Raw genomic sequence first — 5,179 nt, 5'->3', positions numbered from 1 at the left:
GCCCCGACGGCACCGGCCGCCCCCGCGGGCCCGAACGCGTCCGTCACAGCCGCGCCGTCCCCCTCGCCCGCTCCGCCCGCGTGCGCCGTCCCGGCGCGGGGCACCTGGACCAGCGCACCGATGCGGGAGGCCGCGATCGCCTTCATGAGCGGCACGAGCAGCGCCTGGGCGAGCGGCGCGAACAGCAGCGCGACCGCCGTGCCCAGCGCGAACCCGCCGATGACGTCCGTCGGGTAGTGCACGCCCATGTAGACCCGGCACAGGCCCTCGAGGAGGGCCAGGCCGATGCCGATGAGCCCGTATTTGCGGTGCGCGATGAAGATGCCGACGCCGATGGCCATGGTCAGCGTGGCGTGATCGCTCACGAACGAGAAGTCGTTCTTGCCCGCGACCAGGACCTCCAGCCCCGAGTGGTCCTTGAACGGGCGTGGCCGCGCCACGAACTCCCGGATCGGGATGTTGGCCAGCAGCGCGATGCCGGCGGCCAGCGGCGCCCACACCAGGCCCGCCACGGCGGCGGGCGCGTCGGCCTTCTTGCGGGCGCCCCACCAGCCGATGAGACACAGGATCGCCAGCCCGGCGATGATGCCGTACTCGCCGACGTACTCCATCACCTGGTCGAACCAGTGCGGAGCGTCCTTGGCGAGGCCGTTGACCTCGTAGAGCAGGCCAACGTCGGGGTTCGACCCGTCCAGTGCGAGTCCAGCCATGTGCCGGGGCCCCTAACCTTTCGCGCGCGCGAGCGCCGTCCGAGTGCTGCCAACCCCCGTGGTCGTCGAGCAATTGCGGTGTGCGCCGCGCCGTCCGTCAGCCGTGCTCCGGCAGCGCCGCTCACTCCCACTCCAAGGAAACGTCATGCGCCCCCGCGACGTTCCACTTTCCACCGGATGATCACCAGGACGTTATCGAAGCTTGACTCATCTCCGCAGCTCAGGCCCCATGTTCACGCAGTGTTCCGACGGGGGAGCGCTTTTGCGCCATCTTCGGTGACGCGAGTGGCCCCGATGTAGTCAGGTGAGTCGATCTTGTCGAACCGGATCACCGCCCCCGTGTACGGGGCGTTGATCATGTAGCCGCCCCCCACGTAGATCCCCACGTGGTGGATCGACCGCGGGTCCTTCAAGTCGTACGCGAAGAACACCAGGTCCCCGGGGAGCAGCTCGTCCCGCTTCGGATGCGGCCCGGCGTTCCACTGGTCGTTGGCGACGCGGGGCAGCTCGACCCCGACCGACTGGAAAGCGGCTTTGGTCAGGCCCGAGCAGTCGAACCTGCCGCCCTGGTCCGCCGTTCCGTTCCCGCCCCACAGGTACGGCGTGCCGAGCTTCTTCTGTGCGTAGTAGATGGCCCCGGCCGCCTGCTGCGAGGGCTGCACCCGCTCGACCGGCGCCTCGAAGCTCTTCGCGAGGGTGGTGATGACCTTGACGTAATTCTGCGTCTCCCGGTACGGCGGCACGCCGTCGTGCTGGATGACCCGATAGGCGCCCGCGTTGTAGGCCGCGAGCATGTTGTGCGTGGCGTCCCCCGGGACATCCTTCACATACTTGGCCAATTCGCAGTCGTACGAGGCCGCCGACGCGATCGCGTCGTCCGGGTCCCACACGTCCTTGTCACCGTCGTTGTCCCCGTCGACGCCGTGCGTCGCCCACGTGCCGGGGATGAACTGCGCGAGCCCCTGCGCCGCCGCCGGGCTCTGCGCCTTGGGGTTCCAGCCGCTCTCCTGGTACAGCTGCGCGGCCAGCAGCGCCGGGTTGATCGCCGGACACAGTGCGCCCCACTTCTGCACGAGCGGCTGGTACGCCGCCGGCACCGCGCCCTTCGCCAGCCCGACGGCCCGTCCCGCGGCCCCGCCGAGCCCGGCCGCCGCGTACGTACCGATGATCAACAGCGCGACAAAACAGGCACCGAGGCCCGCGCCGATGCCCGCACCCACCCAGACCTTGCGCACCGCACCCCTCACCCCCACGTCGACCCCCGTCAGGCTACCGACGAACCGTGTCCGTGTCCGCCCCGCCTCAAACCGGCGTTCCCCGCACACAGTTCCCCTCGGCCACGCCCGCGCCACCCTTCGGCCACGGCCTCGCCGCCCTCCCGGCCGTCAATTGCTCAGCGTGACCGCGCATGGTACACACGGTGAAAATGCCGGGCCCTACGGACGACGCGTACACCCCTGTCCTCGTCGCCCACACGGGATCCGCCAAAGTTTGACGCCAAGTCGACATCGCCACAGGCAATTGTCAGCGAAGATAGAGGCTGGCCGTGCCATGTGGTGCGGGAGACAACTACCCAATAGGGGCGGTGAGTTCACTTATGTTCATTGCGGCCGAAAAGGGCGACATCACCACCATTATCGGCGGAATCGCCCCTGACTGGGGCCCGTTCGGGAGTCTCGGCAACGAGGCACGCGTCATGGTCGAGGTGGTGATGGCGGTGGCCATCCTCCTCTGCCTCGGCATCGCGATCTGGGGTGCGGCGAAGCAGCGCATCGGCGCCACGGCCCTCCGCGACACCTTCAGCGCCGAGCAGGGCAAGGGCCTGATCGTCGCCGGACTGACCGGCGTCTTCATCATCGGGTCACTGGGCACCCTCTTCACCATCGTCTACGGCATGGCGGTCTAGCCGGCCGAAACGTCACCGCCCGCCGGGCCGCGCGGCAGCCGTCGCGCACCGGCCCGCCGCCTCCGTCCCGTACACCCGTCGTACGCCCGTCCGTACGCCCCGCCCGTCCGTCCGCGCGCCCACCGCGCGCTCTTCCGCGCCACGCCCCGGCTCACGTCCCATGGTCGTCGTCTGTGCGCGGCCGCCCCACCTGGCCCACATTCCCACCCGAGGCCACATGCTGATGCCCACTCCGACCACCCACCCACAGCGGACTCCCAACCCGCCGCGTAGTTATCCACAGGCGCTGCGGGCGGGTTCGCCGTTCCGTCACAGTGGGGTGTACTCGTACCAGGACGCCCTGGCCGCCTCGCACGCGGCTACGGTCGTACCCGGGTTGCGGCAAGGCGACGGCGAAAACGGCAGCGATGCCGGTTGAGGGGGCACAGGCACCATGAGTCTCGGAGATGACGGAGCGTACGGCGGCGGGGAGTACGGCGGCCAGGGTCCCGCCGGCCAGACGCGCACCAGACTGCCCGGCGGCGAGGGCGACGTGTACGGCACCGGCCGCCGCCCCCGCGGCGGCATGTCCAGCCGCAATCTGGTGACGATCGTCGGCGTGGTCGTGCTGCTCATCGCAGCCATCGCCTTCGCCAACCGCGGCGGCCACACCTCCGATTCCTCCTCCCCCGACAACACCTCCGGCGCCCCGGCCGCCCAGCCCACAAGCCCCACAGGCCAACACCCGGTCTCCGGCAAGAACCCCCAAAACCCCGCCATCCCTTCCGACTTCCCCAAGTCGGAAGCGGGGGCGCAGTCGGCGGCGGCGAATTATGCGGTGGCGCTCGCCAGTGACGGTATGTACAGGTCGGACGCGCGCGACGCGATCGTCGACGCGGTGTACACGCCGACCGCCGCGGCTGCCCGCAAACAGAGCCTGCGCAAGATCTACGACGATCCCGAGTTCCTGGCCGGCATCGGCCTCGACAAGAATGGCAAGGCTCCGGACGGCATGACCTTCGTGTCCCGGGCGAATCCGGTCGGTACGAAGGTCGAGAAGTTCGAGGGGACCTCCGCGAAGGTCGCTGTCTGGTACTCCTCCCTGTTCGGCCTCGCCGGCGAAGGCTCCGAGAACCCGGTCGCGGAGAGTTGGTACACGACGACCATGAAACTGCAGTGGGCCGGTGGCGACTGGAAGATCGCCGACCTCTCGCAGAAGAACGGGCCGGCGCCGGTCGGCCGTGACCAGGCCGCCGCGACGGCCGAGGAGATGTCCAAGGCCGTCGAAGGGTTCGGAGGGTTCACGTATGCCCGGTAAGCCTCAACTCACCGGTACACCCGGCCGCCGCGCCCTCTCATTCGCGGCGCTGTTCGCCGGCCTCCAGATGTGGGCCGTGCTCTTCGCCTCGCGCGCCTTCGCCGCGCCGTCGCCCAAGCCGAGCGACAACCCTTGCGAGCTCCTCTCCGACAAGGCGAAGGAGCTCTGCGAGGAGCGCGGCTCGGGAGGGAGCGGTGGTTCCTCCCCCTCTCCCGGTATCTCCGACAGCAACCCCCTCGACCCCCTCCAGTCCCTCGCCAAGGGATGTGCCGACGCCGCCGCGTGGATTGTCACCAAGCTGTCCGAAGCCGTGAAGGCGACCACGCAGGTCGACTTCACGAACGCCGCGTTCCTGCGCCAGTACGCCGTCGTCTTCGCCGCCTCCACCGTGCTCACGCTCGTGCTCTGGCTGCTCGCCGTGGCCAAGCGCGCCGTCCGCGGCGTTCGCCTCACCGAGGCCATCGGTGAGGCGGTCGGCTTCCTGTGGCTCACCGTCCTCGCCTCCGCCTTCACCCCCCTGATCCTCTACACCGTCGTCTCCGCCGCCGACGGCGTCACCGAGATCATCGCCAAGGGCACCGGCGCCCAGACGGACATCTTCTTCGGCTCCTTCTCCGAGGCCCTGAAGAAGGGGACGGACATCGGCGGCGGCCCGATCATGCTGATCGTCGTCGCCCTCGTGTCCGTGCTCGCGGCCGGCATCCTCTGGCTGGAGCTGGTCATCCGCGCCGCCCTGCTCTACGTCGGCGCCCTGCTCGGCACGGTCGTCTACGCCGGCCTCGTCGACAAGAACATGTGGGGCCACGTCCGCCGCTGGGCCGGCATCATGATCGCGGTGATCATGGTCAAACCGGTCATCGTGATCGTGCTGGGCATCGCCGGCGCCCTCTCCTCCGAGAAGGGCCCCGACTCCTTCTCCGCCGTCGTCTCCGGCCTCGCCATCATCCTGCTCGCCATCTTCGCGAGCGCGATGATCTACCGCTTCGTCCCCGGCTTCGGCGACGAGATCATGGCGGCGCGCACGAGCAAGAAGGCGGCGACGGACGGCAGTCAGGCCGCCGCCCTCATCTCCTCCCCCGCCGCCCTGGTCTCCCAGGGCATCAAGACGCACAGTTCGCGCAACGGAGGCAACGGCTCCGGCGACGGCGGCAACAGCAGCGGCGGCCAGTCCCGCCCGGCAGACGCCGTGGCCGGCGGCGTCCGCTCCGGGCATCTGCACGTCCAGGAGAATTACGGCGAAGACGTCGTGGTCCTGGAGGGCCTTGA

5 protein-coding genes are annotated in these 5,179 nt (G+C 69.6%); 3 read left to right on the top strand and 2 right to left on the bottom strand.

Going from position 1 to position 5,179, the window contains the following annotated elements; all coding sequences use genetic code 11:
* Together ABT381_RS34955 and ABT381_RS34950 are read right to left on the bottom strand one after the other, a co-directional pair.
* A partial coding sequence (locus tag ABT381_RS34955; protein ID WP_351601874.1) for a phosphatase PAP2 family protein occupies window positions 1-710 on the bottom strand: 710 nt, incomplete at its 3' end.
* Window positions 711-943: 233 nt separating this feature from the next.
* Complete coding sequence (locus tag ABT381_RS34950; protein ID WP_351601876.1) at window positions 944-1,945, bottom strand: C40 family peptidase; 1,002 nt, start codon at window positions 1,943-1,945, stop codon at window positions 944-946.
* A gap of 362 nt (window positions 1,946-2,307) precedes the next feature.
* Between ABT381_RS34950 and ABT381_RS34945 the strand changes: the two genes are divergently transcribed.
* From ABT381_RS34945 to ABT381_RS34935, 3 genes are all read left to right on the top strand, one after another.
* Window positions 2,308-2,616 carry a DUF8827 family protein gene (locus ABT381_RS34945; RefSeq protein ID WP_031067282.1) on the top strand — a complete coding sequence of 103 codons (309 nt, stop codon included), beginning with the start codon at window positions 2,308-2,310 and terminating at the stop codon, window positions 2,614-2,616.
* 433 nt (window positions 2,617-3,049) lie between these two features.
* Window positions 3,050-3,913: a hypothetical protein gene (locus ABT381_RS34940; RefSeq protein WP_351601870.1), complete on the top strand. Its 864-nt coding sequence runs from the start codon at window positions 3,050-3,052 to the stop codon at window positions 3,911-3,913.
* Window positions 3,903-5,179 (top strand): hypothetical protein (locus ABT381_RS34935; protein WP_351601867.1); only part of this gene is annotated, 1,277 nt, incomplete at its 3' end. The genes ABT381_RS34940 and ABT381_RS34935, both read left to right, overlap by 11 nt.

Origin of the sequence: Streptomyces sp. NPDC000151, assembly GCF_040301705.1 — a bacterium.
Classification (GTDB): Bacteria; Actinomycetota; Actinomycetes; order Streptomycetales; family Streptomycetaceae; genus Streptomyces.
This window is presented reverse-complemented; position numbering and strand designations above follow the sequence as displayed.